The organism is Halorubrum sp. ARQ200, from assembly GCF_005435115.1.
GTDB lineage: Archaea > Halobacteriota > Halobacteria > Halobacteriales > Haloferacaceae > Halorubrum > Halorubrum tropicale.
Genome location: NZ_SGTZ01000021.1, coordinates 1 through 19,856 on the forward strand (window position 1 = coordinate 1; position 19,856 = coordinate 19,856).

The 19,856-nt window shown below is 70.1% G+C and carries 20 protein-coding genes; 11 read left to right on the plus strand and 9 right to left on the minus strand.

Translation table 11 applies throughout. The annotated features are described in order from the left end of the window. Nucleotides 1-31: 31 nt before the first annotated feature. Complete coding sequence (locus tag EXE50_RS16685; protein WP_137705620.1) at nt 32-2,248, plus strand: ATP-dependent DNA helicase; 2,217 nt, start codon at nt 32-34, stop codon at nt 2,246-2,248. A 60-nt stretch (nt 2,249-2,308) separates the two neighbouring features. Here the strand turns inward: EXE50_RS16685 and EXE50_RS16690 are convergent, their stop codons facing one another. Then, the gene (locus EXE50_RS16690) at nt 2,309-2,668 is read right to left on the minus strand and encodes a hypothetical protein (protein WP_053770358.1); all 360 of its coding nucleotides are present in this window, start codon (nt 2,666-2,668) and stop codon (nt 2,309-2,311) included. A gap of 80 nt (nt 2,669-2,748) precedes the next feature. Then, nucleotides 2,749-3,309 carry a TATA-box-binding protein gene (locus EXE50_RS16695; protein ID WP_137705621.1) on the minus strand — a complete coding sequence of 187 codons (561 nt, stop codon included), beginning with the start codon at nt 3,307-3,309 and terminating at the stop codon, nt 2,749-2,751. Between the two features lie 84 nt (nt 3,310-3,393). On the opposite strand from EXE50_RS16695, the gene EXE50_RS16700 reads away from it, so the two are divergent. The 3 genes from EXE50_RS16700 (at nt 3,394) to rpiA (ending at nt 6,549) form a co-directional block, all read left to right on the plus strand. Next, the gene (locus EXE50_RS16700) at nt 3,394-4,443 is read left to right on the plus strand and encodes an RNA methyltransferase (RefSeq protein WP_053770360.1); all 1,050 of its coding nucleotides are present in this window, start codon (nt 3,394-3,396) and stop codon (nt 4,441-4,443) included. 147 nt (nt 4,444-4,590) lie between these two features. Beyond that, nucleotides 4,591-5,715, plus strand: coding sequence for an ORC1-type DNA replication protein (locus EXE50_RS16705; RefSeq protein WP_053770361.1), 1,125 nt, complete (start codon nt 4,591-4,593; stop codon nt 5,713-5,715). A 102-nt stretch (nt 5,716-5,817) separates the two neighbouring features. Then, nucleotides 5,818-6,549, plus strand: a complete 732-nt coding sequence (rpiA, locus tag EXE50_RS16710) for a ribose-5-phosphate isomerase RpiA (protein WP_053770362.1) — start codon at nt 5,818-5,820, stop codon at nt 6,547-6,549. A gap of 84 nt (nt 6,550-6,633) precedes the next feature. Here rpiA and EXE50_RS16715 read toward each other — a convergent pair whose 3' ends face one another. Then, nucleotides 6,634-6,801: a DUF1931 family protein gene (locus EXE50_RS16715; RefSeq protein WP_004047560.1), complete on the minus strand. Its 168-nt coding sequence runs from the start codon at nt 6,799-6,801 to the stop codon at nt 6,634-6,636. Between the two features lie 303 nt (nt 6,802-7,104). Between EXE50_RS16715 and larB the strand changes: the two genes are divergently transcribed. From larB to EXE50_RS16725, 3 genes are all read left to right on the plus strand, one after another. Next, nucleotides 7,105-7,872: a nickel pincer cofactor biosynthesis protein LarB gene (larB, locus tag EXE50_RS16720; RefSeq protein WP_053770363.1), complete on the plus strand. Its 768-nt coding sequence runs from the start codon at nt 7,105-7,107 to the stop codon at nt 7,870-7,872. Nucleotides 7,873-8,008: 136 nt separating this feature from the next. Continuing rightward, nucleotides 8,009-8,161 carry a hypothetical protein gene (locus EXE50_RS17550; protein ID WP_004599353.1) on the plus strand — a complete coding sequence of 51 codons (153 nt, stop codon included), beginning with the start codon at nt 8,009-8,011 and terminating at the stop codon, nt 8,159-8,161. Between the two features lie 110 nt (nt 8,162-8,271). Beyond that, nucleotides 8,272-8,520, plus strand: a complete 249-nt coding sequence (locus EXE50_RS16725) for a GIY-YIG nuclease family protein (protein WP_053770364.1) — start codon at nt 8,272-8,274, stop codon at nt 8,518-8,520. Between the two features lie 15 nt (nt 8,521-8,535). Here EXE50_RS16725 and hisG read toward each other — a convergent pair whose 3' ends face one another. Both hisG and EXE50_RS17915 read right to left on the minus strand, forming a co-directional pair. Further along, nucleotides 8,536-9,426 carry an ATP phosphoribosyltransferase gene (hisG, locus tag EXE50_RS16730; RefSeq protein ID WP_137705622.1) on the minus strand — a complete coding sequence of 297 codons (891 nt, stop codon included), beginning with the start codon at nt 9,424-9,426 and terminating at the stop codon, nt 8,536-8,538. Between the two features lie 785 nt (nt 9,427-10,211). Beyond that, on the minus strand, nt 10,212-10,337 hold the full coding sequence (locus tag EXE50_RS17915; RefSeq protein WP_255510298.1) for a hypothetical protein: 126 nt from the start codon (nt 10,335-10,337) through the stop codon (nt 10,212-10,214). A 129-nt stretch (nt 10,338-10,466) separates the two neighbouring features. On the opposite strand from EXE50_RS17915, the gene uvrB reads away from it, so the two are divergent. The 3 genes from uvrB to EXE50_RS16750 all read left to right on the plus strand — a co-directional run bounded on the left by uvrB (nt 10,467) and on the right by EXE50_RS16750 (nt 13,821). Further along, the gene (uvrB, locus tag EXE50_RS16740; RefSeq protein WP_137705623.1) at nt 10,467-12,521 is read left to right on the plus strand and encodes an excinuclease ABC subunit UvrB; all 2,055 of its coding nucleotides are present in this window, start codon (nt 10,467-10,469) and stop codon (nt 12,519-12,521) included. A gap of 97 nt (nt 12,522-12,618) precedes the next feature. Beyond that, entirely contained in the window at nt 12,619-13,149 is a 531-nt protein-coding gene (locus tag EXE50_RS16745) for a hypothetical protein (RefSeq protein WP_137705624.1), read from the plus strand. 81 nt (nt 13,150-13,230) lie between these two features. Next, a complete protein-coding gene (locus EXE50_RS16750; protein ID WP_137705625.1) occupies nt 13,231-13,821 on the plus strand; it encodes a hypothetical protein in 591 nt (196 codons plus the stop codon). A 39-nt stretch (nt 13,822-13,860) separates the two neighbouring features. Here EXE50_RS16750 and EXE50_RS16755 read toward each other — a convergent pair whose 3' ends face one another. Next, the gene (locus tag EXE50_RS16755; RefSeq protein ID WP_137705626.1) at nt 13,861-15,072 is read right to left on the minus strand and encodes an SPFH domain-containing protein; all 1,212 of its coding nucleotides are present in this window, start codon (nt 15,070-15,072) and stop codon (nt 13,861-13,863) included. A 159-nt stretch (nt 15,073-15,231) separates the two neighbouring features. Here EXE50_RS16755 and EXE50_RS16760 point away from each other — a divergent pair, with 159 nt between their 5' ends. Continuing rightward, nucleotides 15,232-16,536, plus strand: coding sequence for an O-acetylhomoserine aminocarboxypropyltransferase/cysteine synthase family protein (locus EXE50_RS16760; RefSeq protein ID WP_137705627.1), 1,305 nt, complete (start codon nt 15,232-15,234; stop codon nt 16,534-16,536). Nucleotides 16,537-16,875: 339 nt separating this feature from the next. On the opposite strand, the gene EXE50_RS16765 is transcribed toward EXE50_RS16760, so the two are convergent. The 3 genes from EXE50_RS16765 to EXE50_RS16775 all read right to left on the minus strand — a co-directional run bounded on the left by EXE50_RS16765 (nt 16,876) and on the right by EXE50_RS16775 (nt 19,680). Continuing rightward, nucleotides 16,876-17,622, minus strand: coding sequence for an archaellin/type IV pilin N-terminal domain-containing protein (locus EXE50_RS16765; RefSeq protein WP_121599938.1), 747 nt, complete (start codon nt 17,620-17,622; stop codon nt 16,876-16,878). A gap of 234 nt (nt 17,623-17,856) precedes the next feature. After that, nucleotides 17,857-18,996: an aminopeptidase gene (locus tag EXE50_RS16770; protein ID WP_137705628.1), complete on the minus strand. Its 1,140-nt coding sequence runs from the start codon at nt 18,994-18,996 to the stop codon at nt 17,857-17,859. Nucleotides 18,997-19,482: 486 nt separating this feature from the next. Continuing rightward, nucleotides 19,483-19,680, minus strand: coding sequence for a hypothetical protein (locus tag EXE50_RS16775; protein WP_137705629.1), 198 nt, complete (start codon nt 19,678-19,680; stop codon nt 19,483-19,485). Nucleotides 19,681-19,856: the final 176 nt, after the last annotated feature.

Genomic DNA, 19,856 nt, shown 5'->3' on the forward strand with positions numbered 1-19,856 from the left:
CCTTTTGGCCGGTGGCGCCGAACCCCACCCCGTGTCAGAGTCGCCGCACCTGCGGTTCTTCCCGTACGAGGAGCCCTACCCGAACCAGCGCGAGGCGATGGACAGGGTCGCCAACGCGTTAGACCGGGGGCAGGACGTGCTGTTCGAGGGGGCGCCCGGGACGGGCAAGACGCTCTCCGCGCTCGTGCCCGCCTTGGAACACGCCCGCGAGCACGACCGCACGGTCGTCATCACGACCAACGTCCACCAGCAGATGCGGCAGTTCGTCGAGGACGCCCGCGCCATCACCCGCGAGGAGCCGATCCGCGCCGTCGTCTTCAAGGGGAAGTCGTCGATGTGCCACATCGACGTCGACTATCAGGAGTGTCAGACCCTCCGGGACACCACCCGCGAGATGGTCGAGACGGAGTCGGAGGTCCGCGAACTGGAGTCGCGACAGCGCGAGCTGTTAGCCGAGAGCCGCGAGGGCGACGCGAGCGCCGCGGAGGCCCGCGAGGCGATCATGGACGAGCTCGACGAGCTGGAGGGCGAGCTCGACGAGTACGAGGCCGCGAACGTCTGCGAACACTACCGGAACAACCTCACCCGCGACACCGACGAGTTCTTCGGCTGGCTGTTCGAGGACGTCCGGACCCCCGAAGACGTGTACGCGTACGCCGACGAGCGCGAGCTGTGCGGCTACGAGCTGCTGAAGGAGGGGATGGAGGGCGTCGACCTCGTCGTCTGTAACTACCACCACCTGCTCGACCCGAACATCCGCGAGCAGTTCTTCCGCTGGATCGACCGCGACCCGAGCGAGATAATCACCGTCTTCGACGAGGCGCACAACATCGAGGACGCCGCGCGCGACCACGCCACCCGGACGCTGACCGAGAACACCTTAGACGCCGCGCTCGACGAGCTGGCCGACAGCGACGACTCCCGCGCCGAGCCCGCGGAGAACGTCCTCCGCGCCTTCCGCGACGCCCTCGTCGAGACCTACGAGGACGGGCTCGGGTTCGGCGGGGTCGACGAGAACTGGGAGGACGTCTCCATCGCCAACGACGACCGCCGCGACGACCTCACGCTGGCGTTCCTCCGCAACTACGAGGGGCGGGGGATCGACGCCGAGGCCGAGCTCGCCGTCCAGCTCGGGCAGGCGATAGACGAGGAGTACGAGCGCCGCTACCGCGACGGCGAGGCGACGACCCGCTCGGAGTCGCAGACGCTCGCGGCCGCCCGGTTCGTCGCGACGTGGATGGACGAGGGGGCCGAGTTCGGCCAGTATCCGGTTGTCTCCGTCCGGCGCGACGCGGGCACCGACGAGGTGTACGGGCGGGCGGAGCTGTACACCTGTATCCCGCGGAGCGTCACCGGCGAGCTGTTCGACGAGGTGGCCGCCTCGGTCCTGATGAGCGCGACGCTGCGCCCGTTCGACGTGACCGAGGACGTGCTGGGGCTGGAGGACGCCGCGTCGATGGCCTACGAGATGGGCTATCCCGAGGCGAACCGCCGGACGTTCGCCGCCGACGTGCCGCCGCTTTTCGCCTCGGACCGCAACGACCCGGAGACCCAAGAGGCGGTGTCGTCGCTGCTCCGCGACGCGATCCGATTCACGCCGGGCAACACGCTCGCCTTCTTCCCCTCGTACGCGGAGGCCGAGCGCTACCACGAGCGGCTCACCGGCCCGGGCGGGGCGGCGTCCGGCGGCGTCGCCGAGGGCTCCGGCAAGGCGGGCGCGGCCGACCTCGGAACCGTCTACCTCGACGGCCCGGGCGTGGACGAGGAGCGGCTCCGCAGCGAGTTCGTCGAGAGCGACGGCGCCGCGCTGTTCACGTCGCTGTGGGGGACGCTCGGCGAGGGGGTGAGCTTCGACGGCGACGACGCACGCACGGTCGTCGTCGTGGGCGTCCCGTACCCGCACCTCTCGGACCGCACCCAGGCCGTTCAGGACGCCTACGACCGGGCGTTCGCGGACCGCGACCGCGCCCGCGACCCGGGGTGGACCTACGCGGTCGAGATCCCGACGATCCGCAAGACGCGGCAGGCGCTCGGGCGCGTGATCCGCGGGCCCGACGACTTCGGGGTTCGAATCCTCGCGGACCGCCGCTACACGACCGCCGACATGGGGAAGTACTCGGTTCGGTCCGCGTTCCCGCCCGAGGAGCGCGAGGAGCTGCTCGACGTCGACCCGACGAAGCTGAAGTTCGCGATGCTGAACTTCTACCAGGACCACGACGCCTACGACGGCCAGCCGCCGTCGCCGTGAGGCGGTCGCGGGCGGGGTCCGCCGCCGCGCCGCGGTCGTTCGCGAGGACCGCCGGCGACCCTACCCCGGCATCGACGCGATCAGGATCGAGGCCACGAGCAGGAGCCCGCTGAGCAGCGTCGTGACCACGCCGTGGATCAGCGTCATCGCGAGCACCGTCCGCCGCGGCTGCTCGTAGCTCCACCAGAACATCGTCCCGTCGACGAGGAGCGCCGCGAGGAGGATGAGCGCCCCGGAGAGTTCGAACGCGTTCCCGACGACGCTGATCACGGCGGGCAGGGGCCCGACGTAGAGGGCGCGCCGGGGGTCGACGTCGCCGAGGACGTTCCGGGCCGCGATGTGCGCGGTCACGGAGAGGAACAGCGCCAACAGGACGGTCGTCCCGAGCACGGAGACCGGCGTCACCGTCTGTAAGAGCATGGTCGGTCTACGGGGCGACGACTAAAAGTGGTCGCGGAACGCGGCCGCGTCGGTCCCGCTCCCGTCGCGGGGTCGCGGCGTCACCCCAGCAGTCCGAGCCCGTTCAGCTCCTCGACGATCACGTCGACGGCGGCGGCCGCGTCGTCGGCGCTGGTGCCGCCGGTGACGACGACCTTGCCGCTGCCGAACAGCAGCGCGACGACCTCCGGCTCGTCGAGGCGGTAGACGAGCCCGGGGAACTGCTCCGGCTCGTACTCGATGTGCTCCAAGCCGAGGCCGATCGCGATCGCGTTCAGGTTCAGGCTCTCGCCGAGGTCGGCCGAGGTGACGATGTTCTGGACCGTTATGTCCGGGTCCTCGATCGGGATCTGGAGCGCGCGGAGCTCCCCGAACACGGTGTCGAGGCTCTCGTGGACCGCCTCGATCGAGTTCGCCCCCGTACAGACGATCTTCCCCGACCGGAAGATCAGCGCGGCCGATTTCGGGTCCGTGGTCCGGTAGACGAGCCCGGGGAACTGCTCTGGGTCGTAGTCGGCGCCCTCGAGGTCCATCGCGACGCTCTGGAGATCGAGCTCCTGTCCGATCCCCGTGGAGGCAACGACGTTCTCTACGGTGATCGTCTCCTTCGGGTCGGCCGTCATCACCTCGATTCTCGCCCGAACGCACTTAAATGGTGGCCGGCCGGAACCGCCACGCTATTGCCGCCGCCGCGCGGAGCCGTCGGCGTGTACTGGCTCGAACTCGCCGGCGAGACGGACGCCTTCGCGGCCCGCGAGGCCGCGACCGCCGCGACCGGCGTCGACCTCCTCGCGCCGGGAGTCGCGCGCACCGGCGGGATCGATCCCGATCACGCCGGCCGGCTCGCGTACACTCGCGCCGCGCACGAGGCGATCGCGCGGACGGACGCCGACGTCGACGCCGCGGCCGCCGCGCTTCGGGCCGCGCCGCTCGACCGATCCGGGAGCGTGGCGGTTCGCGCCCGCGACGTCCGGGCCACCTCCGGCGTCTCGACGGGGGCGGCCGAGCGCGCGCTCGGCGGCGTCCTCGTCGACCGCGGGTTCGAGGTCGACCTCGACGACCCGGACCACGTCCTCCGCGCGCTGTTCGCGGCCGGCCCGCGCGCCGAGCACGACGCGGTGGCCGGCGCGGACGGCGGCGACGCGGACCTGTGCGCCCTCGGCTGGGTCGCGGTCGAGGCGGCCCGCGACTTCGCGCCGGACCCCACCGACCGCCCCTTCTTCCAGCCGGGGAGCATGGCCCCGGCCGACGCCCGCGCCTACGCCAACCTCGCGGGCGCGGCCCCGGGCCGGACCCTCCTCGACCCGATGTGCGGCACCGGCGGCCTCCCGCTGGAGGCCGGCCTCGTCGGCGCCGACGCCGTCGCCTGCGACGCGCAGGCGAAGATGGTCCGCGGCGCGCGGCGGAACCTCCGCGAGTACCTGGGCGACGCCGGCGGCGAGGGGTCCCCCGACTGGCACGTCGCGCGCGGCGACGCGACCGCGCTCCCCCTCCCCGACGACGCCGTCGACGGCGTCGCGTTCGACGCCCCGTACGGCCGGCAGTCGAAGATCGCTCGCCACGAACTGGCGGACCTCGTCGGGGGCGCGCTCGACGAGGCCGCCCGGGTCGCGCCGCGCGCGGTGCTGGTCGCGGACCGCGACTGGCGCGCCCCCGCCCGCGCCGCCGGCTGGACGGTCGACGCGGCGTTCGAGCGCCGGGTCCACCGCTCGCTGACGCGGCACGTGCTGGTGCTGCGCCGCGGCGACGCGAGGTGATCGGCGGCGAGCGCGGCGGGGATCCCGCCGGACCGAGAGTGAACGACCGATCGGCGGAATCGATTCTCTCCGGGGCTCGCGCGACAAGTTTCAGTTTCGCCCCGGCGCCGGGCAACGGTTAAGTGCGCGGCCTCTCGTGGTACTCGCATGACCGGGGACGCCGGGGACATGCTCTCGTGGGACGAGTCCGTGTTCCGCGACGAGTCGGTGTTCGAGATCGACCACGTCCCCGAGACGTTCCGCCACCGGGAGAGCCAGCTGGAGAACCTGAAGTACGCGCTCCGCCCCGCGGTCCGCGGCTCCCGCCCCCTCAACACGATGGTCCGCGGCCCGCCCGGGACCGGCAAGACCACCGCGGTCCAGAAGCTGTTCGGCGAGCTCGGCGCCCGTACCGAGGTGCGCACGGTCCGCGTCAACTGCCAGGTCGACTCCACGCGCTACGCGGTGTTCTCCCGGCTGTTCGAAGGGATATTCGAGTACGAGCCCCCCTCCTCGGGAATCTCGTTCAAGAAGCTGTTCGGACAGATCACGGACCGGCTCGTCGAGGAGGACGAGGTCCTCGTCGTCGCCTTAGACGACGTGAACTACCTGTTCTACGAGAACGAAGCCTCCGACACCCTCTACTCGCTCCTGCGGGCCCACGAGGCGCACTCCGGCGCGAAGATCGGCGTCATCGTCGTCTCCTCCGACCTCGGGCTCGACGTGATCGACGACCTCGACACCCGGGTCCAGTCCGTCTTCCGCCCCGAGGAGGTGTACTTCCCGGTCTACGACGCGACCGAGATCTACGACATCCTCGCGGAGCGCGCCAAGCGCGGCTTCCACGAGGGGGTCATCGGCGACGCCGAACTGGAGCGCGTCGCGGACCTCACCGCCGAGAGCGGCGACCTCCGTGTCGGGATCGACCTCCTGCGCCGGGCGGGACTCAACGCCGAGATGCGCGCCTCGAAGACGGTCTCGGAGGCGGACGTCGAGGACGCCTACGACAAGTCGAAGCACGTCCACCTCTCGCGGTCGCTCCGCGGCCTCTCCGACTCCGAGCGCGACCTCGTCCGCGTCCTCGCCGAACACGACGGCGAGCGCGCCGGCGCGGTGTACGACGCCTTCAACGACGCGACCGACCTCGGCTACACCCGCTACTCGGAGATCATCAACAAGCTCGACCAGCTCGGCGTGATCGACGCCGAGTACGCCGACGTCGACGGCCGCGGCCGCTCTCGCGAGCTCTCCCTCGCCTACGACGCGGAGGCGGTGCTGGACCGGTTGGAGTGAGCGGTCCCGCCCCGTCCCGCCGTCTCCGCCTCGTATCGCCCTCTCCGCCCCGCCGTCTTCCTCCCCGACGCCTTTTCAACGCCGCCGCACGCACTCGACCACATGAAGACGAGCGGCGGGAGCGACGCGGCGAAGCGACGCGCCGGCGAGTCGGCGGCCGAGGCGGTGACCGACGGGGACGTGGTCGGGCTGGGGACCGGGTCGACCGCGGCGCACGCCATCCGGCGCCTCGGCGAGCGGGCCGACGCCGGCCTCGACGTGCGCGGCGTCCCCACCTCCTTCGCGAGCCGCGAACTCGCGGCCGAGGAGGGGATTCCGCTCCTCGATCTCCCCGACGCGGTCGGGCCCGAGGGCCCGGGGATCGACGTCGCGATCGACGGCGCCGATCAGGTGGCCACCGGCGCCGCGGGCGACGACCCCCTCTCCGGCGGCGCGCTGATCAAGGGGGGCGGCGCGGCCCACGCCCGCGAGAAGCTCGTCGACGCCGCCGCGGACCGCTTCCTCGTCGTCGCCGACCCCTCGAAGGAGTCGCCGCGACTGGACCGGTCGGTGCCGGTCGAGGTGCTGTCAGCGGGGCGGACCGCGGTCGCCGCGGCGGTGCGAGACGCGGGCGGGGAGCCGACGCTGCGCCGCGCGGAGCGGAAGGACGGCCCCGTCGTGACGGACAACGGGAACCTCGTGACGGACTGCGCGTTCGGCGAGATCGCCGACCCGGCCGCCCTGTCGGCGACGCTGTCGGCGGTCCCGGGCGTCGTCGAGCACGGGCTCTTCGTCGGGCTCGCGGACGAGGTTCACGTCGGCACGGAGTCCGGCGTCCGGGTCGACGAGGTCTGAACCGTCGCCGAGCGGCGACGCGAGCGACGGCGCGGCCGCTGGCCGGTCGGCGTCCAAATAAAGTGGAACGGAAACGGGTCCGGCTTACAGGTCGCGCGGCTGGACCGTCTTCCGGTCGTTGGCCTCGGCGCGGCGCGCGGCGTCTTCGAGCAGCTCGTCCACTTCGTCGTCCAGCGCGTCGTAGAAGTCCGAAGCGACGTTCTTGTCGTCCAGGGCTTCCTTGACGGCCGCTTTGACAATGAGGTCTGCCATGCGATCGGGCCTACCCGGTGATGGTTAATAAGAGTTCCTGAATTCGCCCGCGAGGGGCGCCGTGACGCCGGTTCGCGGGGGGTTGCGAGGATAGTCGCTTATAAGCCTTGTGGGATTCTCGTCCGCGCTCCGCCTCAACGACGCTCGGAACCGCCGCTGACCCCGGGTCGGTCCGGCCTCGCTCGGGCCGCGTCCCCCGTCGCGTGACCCCCGGGGGCCCGCTCCGCCCCCGGCCGAAGTCGGCGCGCGGCGGGCCGGACCCGAACCGACAGGTTCGACCGGGGCCGCCGCGCACCACCGTCCATGCGAGAGACGCTGGCGGCGCTCGAGGCGGGCGACATCGGGATCGAGGAGGCGGAGTCGCGGCTCGCGGGCTACGCGACCACGGACGCGGGGCGGTTCGACGCCGCCCGCGAGCGGCGGCGCGGGATCCCCGAGGCGATCCTCGCGGAGGGGAAGACGCCCGCGGAGGTCGCCGCGCTGGCGACCACGGCGCTCGACACCACCGGCCGGGCGCTCGTGACCCGCGCGGACGAGGCCGCCGCGTCCGCGGTCGCGGCGGCGGTCGGCGACGTCGAGGCGGACGCGACGGTCGACCGCGACGACCGCGCGGGCACCGTCGTCGTCCACGCGGCCGACTTAGAGCCGCCGTCGCTCGACGCCGCGGTCGCGGTCGTGGCCGCCGGCACCGCGGACGCGGCGGTCGCCGGCGAGGCGGCGGTCGTCGCCCGCGAGGTCGGGGCCGCGGTCGACCGGGTCGACGACGTGGGGGTCGCCAACCTCGACCGGATCCTCGACCAGGTCGACCGGGTCCGCGAGGCCGACGCGGTCGTGGTCGCGGCCGGCCGCGAGGGCGCCCTCCCGACCGTCGTCGCCGGCCTCGTCGACGCCCCCGTGATCGCCGCCCCGGTCTCGACCGGCTACGGGGTCGGCGGCGAGGGGGTCGCGGCGCTGGAGGGCGCGCTCCAGTCGTGCTCCGTGCTCACAACCGTCAACGTCGACGCCGGGTTCGTCGCCGGCGCGCAGGCCGGCCTGATCGCCCGCGCGGTCGACGCGGCCCGGGCCGAGTAGGGGGGCCCGCCGACCGCGGGCTCCGGCCCGGATCTCGGCTCGCATTAAACGCGCGAATACCGGAAGTCGACGGGCCCGAGAAAGGGTATTTGTTCGTCCAGCCCCTACCGATCGTGCCGACGCACGTCGGCATCACATGCCACGCTGTGACCACTGCGGGTCGCACGTCTCGGACCGCTTCGCGCGCGTCTTCGCGGACGAGCACGGCGACCTGAACGCGTGCCCGAAGTGCTCCGCGAACGCGGGCATCGCCGAGGTGTCTCGCGAGCGGACGCGAACCGGGGACTGACCGCCGAACCGCCGGTGTGAGACCGAGCGCACGGGGAGCGGCGGCTCCGTCCGGGTCCCCCCGCCGGGCACATCCCTACTCACTTTGCGCTCGCGCTCGCACGGCCGTTCGTGGCCGACCACTACGTGTACGTGATCGAGTGCGCCGACGGCACCCTCTACACCGGGTACACGACCGACGTCGAGCGCCGCGTCGCCGAACACGACGCCGGAGAGGGCGCGAAGTACACCCGCGGTCGGACCCCCGTAACGCTGCGTCACGTCGAGTCGTTCGACTCGCGGTCGGCGGCGATGTCGCGGGAGCACGCCGTCAAGTCGCTGTCGCGCGCCGAGAAGGAGCGGCTGATCGACGACGAGTAGGGCCCCGTCCCGGCCTCACTCCACGAGCCGTTCGATCTCCGTGACGAGGATGCCGGTCGCGCCCACCGAGCGCAGCTCCGAGATGGTCTCGAACACGTCGCGCTCGTCGACGACGGCGTGGACCGCGACCATCCCGTTGCCGTTCTCGTCGGCCTCGACGTCCATCACGGTCGGCCCTCCGAGCCCGGGGATCACGTCCTTCACCTCGTCGAGCCGCGCCTTCGGGGCGTTCATCATCAGGTAGCGGCGGCCGTCCGCGGCGAGGACGGACTCGAAGGCGGTCAGCACCTGCTCGACTTTCGGGCCGTCGACCACGTCCGGGCGGGCGAACAGCCGCACCGAGGAGTCGAGCACGTCGTCGATCACGGCCAAGCGGTTCACCTTCAGCGTCGTCCCCGTCGAGGTGATGTCGACGATGGCGTCGGCCATGTCGACGTGCGGCGTGAGTTCGGTCGCGCCCGTCACGGTGACCACGTCGGCGTCGACGCCCACGCGGTCGAGGTACGCCTCCGTGACGCTCGGGAACTCGGTGGCGACCGTCCGTCCGGCAATGTCCTCGACGGCCGCCACGTCGCCGTCCTCCGGCGCCGCGAGGACGAGCCGACAGGAGCCGTAGCCCAGGTCGAGCAGGTCGACGAGGTCGCCGTCGGTCGCCTCGTCCGCGGAGCCGACGACGCCGCCCGACTCGGCCGCCTGGTCGAGGCCGGTGACGCCGAGGTCGGCGGCGCCGTCCCGGACGTACTCCGGGATATCGGCCGCCCGCGCGAACAGCACCGTCACGTCCTCGTCGACGGTGTCGGCGTACAGCTGGCGGTCGGCGGTCTCCTCGACGTGGAGCCCGGCGCGCTCCAACAGCGAGAGCGTCGGCTCGTGTAGGCGGCCCTTGTTGGGGACGGCGATGCGCATACGCCACGCCTCGCGGGGACAGGGGGAAACGTTTTCGTCCGGAGCGCGAGGAGCACGCGCGAGGTCGTCGGGCTCCGCCCGGCTGCCAGAGGGACCTTCGGTCCCTCACTGGAGAACGAAGTGAGCGACAGGGCGAGAGCGAAGCTCTCGCTTGAAACCGGACGTAGTCCGGTGACGAGGCTGGGGAGGCGTGAGGTGCGGGGCTGTGCGTTCCCGCGAGCGCAGCGCGCGGGAGCACGGAAGTCGCTGCCCGCGCAGCGAACGGAGTGAGCGAGCAGGACCGTCTTCCGGAGAGGCGGGACTCGAAGGGGCAGTCGCGGGGGCCGCGTAGACGAAGTAAGCACCGCAACGAGGGAGCGAACGGAGTGAGTGACCGAGTGAGGAGCACAGCGAGTGTACGCTGGCCCCGCGGCTGGGGCTTTGGAGGTGTTCGCGGCCGGTCCGTGAGCGGCCGTTTGTGAGCGAGCGACCGGCGCTTTGGGGTGTCTGCCGTCGATCTACAATCGATTATTCATAGGCGAGCCGCCGGTCGCGTCGAACCTCCTTCTGACCACCAAGTACGCGAGGGGGAGACAGCCGGCGAACGCGACCGGCCAGACGGTCAACTGCGAGGCTGGGTCGGGCGGCGAGACGAGGCTCGCGGCGACCAGCCCCGCGGGACCGGCGACTGCGACGGCGGCCGCCCCTCGCTCCCACCGTGACGGGGGATACCGGCGGCCCCGTCCGGGGCGCCACCACAGCAGGTAGTACAACAGTACGATCCCCGAGAGCGGCGCGAGGACGCCTCAGACACCCGGGTGGTCGCTTCCGCGGGCGTGGGCGTCGAAGTTGACCCACGCGCCGATGGCGACCCAGACGAGCAGGAAGCAGAGGACGCCGACGGCGACGACGGGGGCGAGTTGGAGGGACACGCTCCCCCGTCCGTCCGGGCGACACGTAGGTCTTCCCTCGGAACCCGAGACGCGCCGTCGCGGTCGCGTCGTCGCCGTCGTCCCCGTGGCCGCGCCGCTCAAGTGTATCGCCGCCCAACGACGCGTATCGTGAGCGATGCCGACTCCCCCCTCTCGGAGGACCGCCCGACCGTCGACCGCCCCCTCCGCGTCGACGCCCCGTTCGAGCCCGCGGGCGACCAGCCCGAGGCCATCGAGGGGCTGGTCGAGGGGTTCGAGTCGGGCGCCGAGAAGCAGACGCTCCTCGGCGTGACGGGGTCCGGGAAGACGAACACCGTCTCGTGGGTCGCCGAGGAGCTCGACCAGCCGACGCTCGTCTTGGCCCACAACAAGACGCTCGCGGCCCAGCTGTACGAGGAGTTCCGCGAGTTGTTCCCGGACAACGCCGTCGAGTACTTCGTCTCCTACTACGACTACTACCAGCCGGAGGCGTACGTCGAGCAGACGGACACGTTCATCGACAAGGAGATGTCGATCAACGAGGAGATCGACCGCCTCCGCCACTCCGCGACGCGCTCGCTGCTCACTAGGGACGACGTGATCGTCGTCGCCTCCGTCTCGGCCATCTACGGGCTCGGGGACCCCCAGAACTACCGCGACATGGCGCTGCGCTTGGAGGTCGGCGAGCGGATCGGCCGCGAGGAGCTGCTCACCCGGCTCGTCGACCTGAACTACGAGCGCAACGACGTGGACTTCACGCAGGGCACGTTCCGCGTGCGCGGCGACACAGTCGAGATCTACCCGATGTACGGCCGGTACGCCGTCAGGGTGGAGCTGTGGGGCGACGAGATCGACCGGATGATCAAGGTCGACCCGATGCACGGCGAGGTCGTGAGCGAGGAGCCGGCGGTGATGCTCCACCCGGCGGAGCACTACTCGATCCCGGACGACAAGCTGGAACAGGCGATCGCCGAGATCGAGGACCTGATGGAGAAGCGGGTCAGCTACTTCGAGCGGCAGGGCGACCTCGTGGCGGCCCAGCGCATCGAGGAGCGAACCACCTTCGACATCGAGATGCTTCGCGAGGCGGGCTACTGCTCGGGGATCGAGAACTACTCGGTCCACATGGACGACCGCGAGTCGGGCGACGCCCCCTACACCCTGCTCGATTACTTCCCCGACGACTTCCTCACGGTCGTCGACGAGTCCCACCAGACGATCCCCCAGATCAAAGGGCAGTACGAGGGCGACAAGTCGCGGAAGGACTCGCTGGTCGAGAACGGGTTCCGGCTCCCGACCGCCTACGACAACCGCCCCCTGACGTTCGAGGAGTTCGAGGAGAAGACGGACCGCACCCTCTACGTCTCGGCGACGCCCGGCGACTACGAGCGCGAGACCTCCGACCGGATCGTCGAGCAGATCGTCCGCCCGACGCACCTCGTCGACCCGAAGGTGGAGGTGACCGACGCGACGGGGCAGGTCGACGACCTCTTGGAGCGCGTCGACGACCGGATCGAGCGCGACGAGCGCGTCCTCGTCACCACGCTCACCAAGCGGATGGCCGAGGACCTCACGGAGTACCTCGAGGAGGCCGGCGTCGACGTGGCGTACATGCACGACGAGACGGACACCCTCGAACGCCACGAGATCATCCGCGACCTCCGCCTGGGCAACATCGACGTGCTCGTCGGGATCAACCTCCTGCGCGAGGGGCTCGACATCCCGGAGGTGAGCCTCGTCGCCATCCTCGACGCCGACCAGGAGGGGTTCCTGCGCTCCACCACCACCCTCGTCCAGACGATGGGACGGGCCGCCCGCAACCTCAACGGCGAGGTCGTCCTCTACGCCGACGAGACCACCGACTCGATGGAGGAAGCGATCGACGAGACCCAGCGCCGCCGCGAGATCCAACTGGAGTACAACGCCGAGCACGGCTACGAGGCGACCACCATCGACAAGCCGGTCAGCGAGACGAACCTCCCCGGCTCGAAGACGGACACCTCGAACGTCAGCGTCGGCGACGTGGAGAGCGAAGACGAGGCGAGAGCGCAGATCGAGGCGCTCGAAGACCGCATGGACGAGGCCGCGAGCAACCTGGAGTTCGAGCTGGCGGCGGACATCCGCGACCGGATCGCGGAGCTGCGGCGCGCCTTCGAAATCGACGCGGGCGACGAGGGCGTCCCGGCGCCCGCGATGGACGAATAGCGGGTCGCGGCCCGCCGACCGCGGACCGCCGCTCCGATTCTCAGTCCGCGTCACTACGACGGCGGGGTTTTTACCCCGGTGTGTCACACTCGCGATCGTGTACCGTCGCGCGGTGGTCGCCGGAACGTTCGCCGTCGCCACCGCCGGGTGCGTCGACCGCCTCCACGACGTCGCCGCCTCCACCCCCCGCGACCTCGGCGTGCGGAGCCGGTTCATCGACGGGAACCCGTTGGTCGACGGCCAGAGCGTCCTTGACCGCCCCGAGGAGCTGGTGACGCACGCGGCCTCCTTCCGCTCCGCCGCCGCGGCCCGCGGCGCGCTCACGCCCGACGCGACCGAGTCCCGCGAGTTCGTCGAGCGCACCGACTTCGTCGACGACGGCGGCGACGCGGTGCTGGTGATCGCCCAGCGGCTCACGGCGCCCGAGGTCAAGCTCCGGCTCGGCGGGATCAGCCGGACGGGCGACCACTCGCTCCGGATCGCGGTCGATCAGAGCGGCGTCCGCGGCGAGGTCGAGACCGACGACCCGGTGGTCAAGACGCTCCTGTTGCGGCTCTCGGACGAGCGCGGCCCGCCGGAGCGGGCGATCGTCGTCATCGGGGACGGCCGCGCCGGGATCACGATCTGACGGTCGGGATCGCCTCGCCTTCCCCACCGACCGCGCCTCCGTCCCGCGATCGTTTTGTGGCCGGAACGTCTCTCCCCGACCATGTCACTCCGCAGTCGGCTCCTCGGCTCGGCCCTCCTCGCCGTCGGCGTCGCCGCGCTTGGGCTGGCCGGAACGGTCGCGCCCGGCTTCGTCCCTTCGCCGTCGTCGCCCAATGGAATCTCGTTCGTCAACCCTTCACACGTCTCGCTCCTCGCCGCCCCCGCGCTCCTCGCAGCCGGGTCGGTCTTGCTCGTCGGCGGCGCGGCAGCCGCGGGTGGCACCGACCGCTCCGCGCGCGCCGCGCTGGTCGCGCCCGCGTTCGGCGCCGCCGCCGCGTTCGCGTTCGGCGTCGGTCTCGTACTCGCGCCCGCGTCGGTCCCCGAAACGGCGACGAACCCGGCGGCGCACGCGGTCCTCATCGGCCGTGGCAGCGGAATCGCCGCCGGCGCCGTCGTCGGTGCGGCCCTGGCGCCGGTGGTTCAGGCGTCGCTCACGGAGGACACCGCCGCGCTCCTCGCCGGCGCAGTCCTGTTACTGGCGGCGATCGCGGCGGGAGCGTCTCTCCCCCTCTCGCTTCTCGCCGGCGGCCTCGGCGGTGCGGTCGCCGTCGGCCTGCTCTGGGCGGTCGATCCCGAGCGCTGGCGGCCCTGAGAACGCGCGTCGTCGCGCGGCCGCGACCCCGCTCTCGGCCTAATCGCTCGGGCGCTCGCTCTCCGTTTCGAGGTCGATGTCGGCCTCGTCGACCTCGAACTCCTCCACCTCGGCGTCCGGGATCTCCTCGCCGTCGCGGCTCGCCGAGAGGTTCTCATCGGAGTAGCTGTCGAGTTCCTCCAACGCAGACTCGATGTCCTCCAAGCCGAGCATCTGCTCCGTCTCCGCGTCGAACTCCTTGCCGTCGAGCCCCTCCATCTGCTGGACGTCGGAGCTGGAGAGGGCCTTGCCGTAGCGGCCGACGAGGCTGGTGAGCTCCTGCGGGAGGACGAACGTGGTGGACTCGCCCTTGCCGATCTCTTCGAGCGTCTCCATGCCGCGCTCGATGATGGCGCGCTCGCCCATCGACTCGGCGGACCGCGCCCGCAGCACGGTCGATATGGCGTCCCCCTGCGCTTCGAGGATCTGGCTCTGCTTCTCCCCCTGTGCGCGGATGATGTTCGACTGCTTGTCACCCTCCGCCTGCTCGACGGCGGAGCGGCGTTCCCCCTGCGCTTCGAGGATCATCGCGCGCCGGCGGCGCTCGGCGCCGGTCTGTTGCTCCATCGCGCGCTGGACCTCCTGCGACGGGCTCACCTCGCGGACCTCAACGGCCTCGACGCGGATCCCCCACTCGTCGGTGGGCTCGTCCAGCTCCTCGTTGATCCGGTCGTTGATGAGCTCCCGCTGCGAGAGCGTGTCGTCGAGCTCCATGTCGCCGATGACGGCGCGGAGCGTGGTCTGCGCGAGGTTCGAGACGGCGTTCTTGTAGTCGTCGACCTCTAAGAACGCCTTCTTCGCGTCCATCACCTTGATGTAAACGACGGCGTCGGCGGTCACCGGCGAGTTGTCGCGCGTGATCGCCGACTGGCTCGGCACGTCGATCGTCTGCGTCCGCATGTCGAACGCGTACGTCCGGGAGACGAACGGCGGGATGATGTGAACGCCCGGGTCCAGCAGCTTGCGGTACTCGCCGAAGACGGTGAGCGCCTCCTTGTCGTAGGCGTCGACGATCTCGACGGCGCTGACGACCGTGACGGCCGCCAGAAGCACCGCGAGCGCCGCGACGCCGAAGACGAGGCTCTGCCCGAGGAGGGCGACCCCGACGAGGAGGGCGACGCCGAGCGCGAGGTACTGCCAGACCCCGTCCGGGACCTCCGCCAGCAGATCCTCCAGCTCGGGGGACTCGCCGCGCGGACCTTGTGTTCCCATACCCGGAGTTACGGCCGGACGCTGTTAACGGTTCGCACGAGCCCGCGCCCGATCCGCGTCGCGCCCGTCGATTCTCCCCCGCGGCGTCGGACTCCGAGATACCGGAAAGGTCGGCACGGGCCGGCCGGCTTTAATTGGGCGGCGGCCGAACCTGATAGCATGCCATCCGACGAGGAGACAGACGGCCCCAAATTCAGCACGCGAAGCGTCCACGCCGGCGAGGACCCGGACCCGGCGACCGGCGCCCGCGCGACGCCCATCTACCAGACGACCGCCTACCAGTTCGACGACGCCGACCACGCGGCGGACCTCTTCGCCCTCGAAGAGGCCGGCAACGTCTACTCCCGGCTGATGAACCCGACCAACGCCGCCCTCGAAGAACGGATCGCCTCGCTGGAGGGCGGCGTCGGCGCGGTCGCGACCGCCTCGGGCATGGCCGCGCTGGACGTGACGACGTTCCTGCTCGCCTCGGCGGGCGACAACATCGTCTCCTCGTCGGCGCTGTACGGCGGCACGTACACCTACCTCACCCACTCGGTCGAGCGCCGCGGCGTCTCGACGCGGTTCGTCGACCCGCTCGACTACGAGGGGTACGCCGAGGCCATCGACGAGGACACCGCCTACGTCCACATCGAAACGATCGGCAACCCCGCCCTCGTCACCCCGGACATCCAGCGGATCGCGGACATCGCCCACGAGCACGGCGCCCCGCTGTTCGTCGACAACACGTTCGCGACGCCGTACCTCTGCCGGCCGCTCGATCACGGCGCCGACCTCGTCTGGGAGTCGACGACGAAGTGGCTCACCGGCAACGGCACCACCGTGGGCGGGGTCGTCGTCGACGGCGGCTCGTTCCCGTGGGCCGATCACGCCGAGAAGTACCCGGAGATCGCGCAGGACAACCCCGCGTACCACGGGATCAACTTCGCCGAGCGGTTCGGTGACGCCGCCTTCACCTTCGCCGCGATCACCCGCGGCCTGCGCGACCTGGGCGACCAGCAGTCGCCGTTCGACGCCTGGAACACGCTCCAGCAGACCGAGTCGCTCCCGCTGCGGATGGACCGTCACTGCGAGAACGCCGGGATCGTCGCCGAGTACCTCGCGGACCACGGCGAGGTCGCGTGGGTGAACTACCCCGGCCTGGAGGCCCACGAGACCCACGAGGAGGCGACGGAGTACCTCGACGGGGGGTACGGCGGCATGCTCACCTTCGGCCTAGAGGCCGGCTACGAGGCGGCGCGCGCGACCGTCGAGGAGGCGGACCTCGCCTCGCTGGTCGCGAACGTCGGCGACGCGAAGACGCTCCTCATCCACCCGGCGTCGACGACTCACCAGCAGCTGACCGAGGACGAACAGGAGGCCGCCGGCGTCACCGCCGACATGGTGCGCCTGTCGGTCGGCATCGAGGACCCCGCGGACATCGTCGCCGACTTAGAGGCCGCCATCGAGGCGGCGACGGCGTAACCGCGGTCCGCCTGCCTCCGACTGGGTGGCTCCGTTACTACGCCTTCGGACTGACACGATCTGCGTGCGAGATACAAGGGATACAGTCAGCACGAGGGCTGCGATATCTTTGTTTGACCGCTGTCTCAACCGATAGAGCGTACCCTCTGTATCGTCCGATACCCTGTTCGACCGCGAAATCTGGATCTTCCGAACGAGCGGGCAAGTAGCGTCGTGGACCAGCGAATACACCGCCTGCGAGCCGGGAAGCCGCGTCGTATATCATGGGGAAGACATCACCTCAGGGCCAGTGTCGACCCCGTGGCAATATGTGCGCGGTTCCGCGACGGTCGACGAGTTTCAGGGACACGCCGGCTTGTCCCGCTCCGTGGGTTCGCCAGTCGCCGCGGTTGCGACTGCGGTCGTTTTGGCGATGGGCTGTTCGTCGTTGACGCCGATGAAGAGGATCTCGACCGAGTCTCCCGGCTCCATCGGGCGGTCACCGCTGAAATAGACCGGATACCTGTTTTCGACTCGGAAGAAGGGCTCGTCGCCGCCGCGAGCGATGTCGTTCTGGTTCGACTCGACGTACTGCTCACCAATATCTTCCACATCGGTCCCGGTTCCCCCCGCTTGATACCGGTTGTGTGCCATCCGGATCGTCAGCGTTTCACCGACGGCGAAATCGCCGGTACAGAACTCGCCGACGTCGTCGTCGTGAAACGTCTGATTGGTGTCTGCGTCGAAGCGGTTCGGGTTCAGGAACCGGACCTGACCGCCCTCGCCGTCGCTGCCCTCCCAGCGAACCAGTATCGAACCGATCTCGTCGCCCTGGAAGGTCGGCCCCGAGACGTAGGGCACTCGAACGACGTCAATGTCTCCGCGAGGTGGGGTACTGTTCCCATCGTTCCATCCGCCCCACGCTCGGTGTTCGGGACCGAGCGTTACCTCGGCGTCGCTGAACCCGCGCAGCTCTTGCGGTTCGGAGAGTCCGCTCTCGAAGTCAAGAACGGCGACGCCGATAGTCGCAGCGATTATCACCACGATCGCAACCATGAGAATCGTGGCAACGACGGTAGTGACGCCGCGGTCACGGCTACCGTCCATCGCTCACTTCGGCGCAGGCGACCTGACTGCCACTCATATCAGCACGACGGTCTGTCACGGTGGTATACATTCCGATCCACGTATCAGTTCTAATATCGCCCATCACTGTCCGGTCACACGCCAACTGAGGGCCGGAAATACGCGCTCTACATTCAGCGCGCCTATGGGAACGTGCCACTAGTTGCGGATTTCGACGGCGCCGGCGGCCTCTCACGGAGCGACCGTCCTTCCGGCCTACTCCTCGAACCCGTCTTCCCACCGGAACGTCCCGTTCCGCTGGACGACCTCGCCGTTGACCTCCATCCGGGAGCGCTCGCTCACGTCCGTGATCATGTCGACGTGGACCGCGCTGTCGTTGCCGGACTCGCCCTCGGGGAGGCAGGCGTCGTAGGCGCGGCCGACCGCGAGGTGGACGGTGTCGCCCATCTTCTCGTCGAAGAGGATCGAGTCGGTGAACCGGTCGATGCCGCGGTTCATCCCGATCCCCAGCTCGCCCAGCCGCCGGGCGCCCGCGTCGGTGTCGAGGATGTCCGCGAGCGCGTCCTCGCCGGACTCGGCCGCGAAGTCGACGACCTCGCCGCCCTCGAACGCGACGTGAACGTTCCGGACGCGCGTCGCGTCGATGGTCATCGGCACGTCGAAGAAGACCTCGCCCTCGGTGTCGTACGGGGCGGTAAACACCTCGCCCGAGGGGAGGTTATGCGAGTCGTACGCGACGGAGGCCGCGGAGTTGACCGCCGTGCGGCCCGCGATCGACATCCGCACGTCGGTGTCGGGCGCGTCGTCGCGCTCGGTGACGATCCGGACCTCCTCGCCCGCGTCGAGCACGTCTTTCATCTGTGCCATCTCGTCGGCCAGCGACTCCCAGTCGCGGAGGACGGCGTCGTAGACGAAGTCGCAGTACTCCTCGTAGGCCATCCCCGCCTGCTGGGCGAGGGAGCGGGTTGGGTGAACCGTCGACACCCAGTCGGTGTCCATCCGCGCCTCGCGGACGCCCTTGCGGGCCGTCGCGTACGCCTGCCGCGTCGGGCGGTCGACGTCGGCGGACGCGGTGGTGTTGCGCCCGCCCCCGATCCGAAGGTAGGCGTCGGCGGCCTCGAAGATCGCGCGGTCGACGGCGGGGTCTGAATCGAAGTCGTCGGCCTCGACGTCGCCGTCGGTTCCGGCCTCGACGCCTTTTAAATAGGCACGGGAGAGTTCGTCGGAGCCGTACAGCGTCGTGACGTTCGCCCCGCGCTCGCCGAGGGCTTCGGCGACCGCGACGCCCAACTCGTGGGCGTCCTCCGCCACGCTGACGACGACGTCGTCGCCGTGCTCGACCCGCGCGCTCCAGTCGACGAGCACCTCGGCGTGCTCGCGTACGCGTTCGTCCATTACGCTGTGTGTCGTGGAGGAGCGGTAAATCGGTGCCGGGACGGAGTATATTTATAAGCGATCGGTGCCGCGGTGCGGACCCTCGCCGGCGTGTCAGCCGGCCACACATAAACGGTCTCCGGTAAACTTGCGGCGAACACCTCCAAAGCCCCAGCCGCAAGACCGACGCACACTCGTTGCGCTCCTCACTCGGTCGCTACCGCTCCCTCGTTGCGGTGCTTACGTCGTCTGCGTCGGTCTTGCGACTGCCCCTTTGAGTCCCACCCCGCCCCGCACAGCACCTCACACCTCCCCAGCCTCGTCGCTGGCGCCGTCGGCGCCAGCGACTCCCTCGCGCGTGCTGGCTCGCGACCGCCTTCGGCGGCCGCTCGCAGGCACGCGCCAGCGCTGTTTATCTGGTTCTGTTGAAATCCTCAAAAGGTGATAGGTCCGCCCCCCTGCGGTCAATACAGGTCAAACACATACTGCTCAGAACGGATGACGAATCTATCGTGGGTCAAACGCAGCGTAGACGATTACCGTCGTAACTCCCATCATCACTGCGTGGACGGTGTTCACTCCCTGAAAAATCAGACTCGCAGCAAGGACACCGATGAAGCTCGCAACACCTACTGCGATGGCGAACTTCAGTCTCGGGAGGTCTTCGACCCACGCCTCAAAACGGTAGTATGACTGTAGCGCCATCGCCGTGATATTCATAGAGTAATAGTAGATAAAAATCACCCACTGCTACACGGTCGCGTTAACTTAGAGGATGAGGCGCTCGACTTCAGAGTGCTTATGGCCGAAATCGAACGCCTCAGCGAACGTATCACGTGGATCGACTTGTCGTTTGTGGAGCGAGATCGAACGCCGCGCTG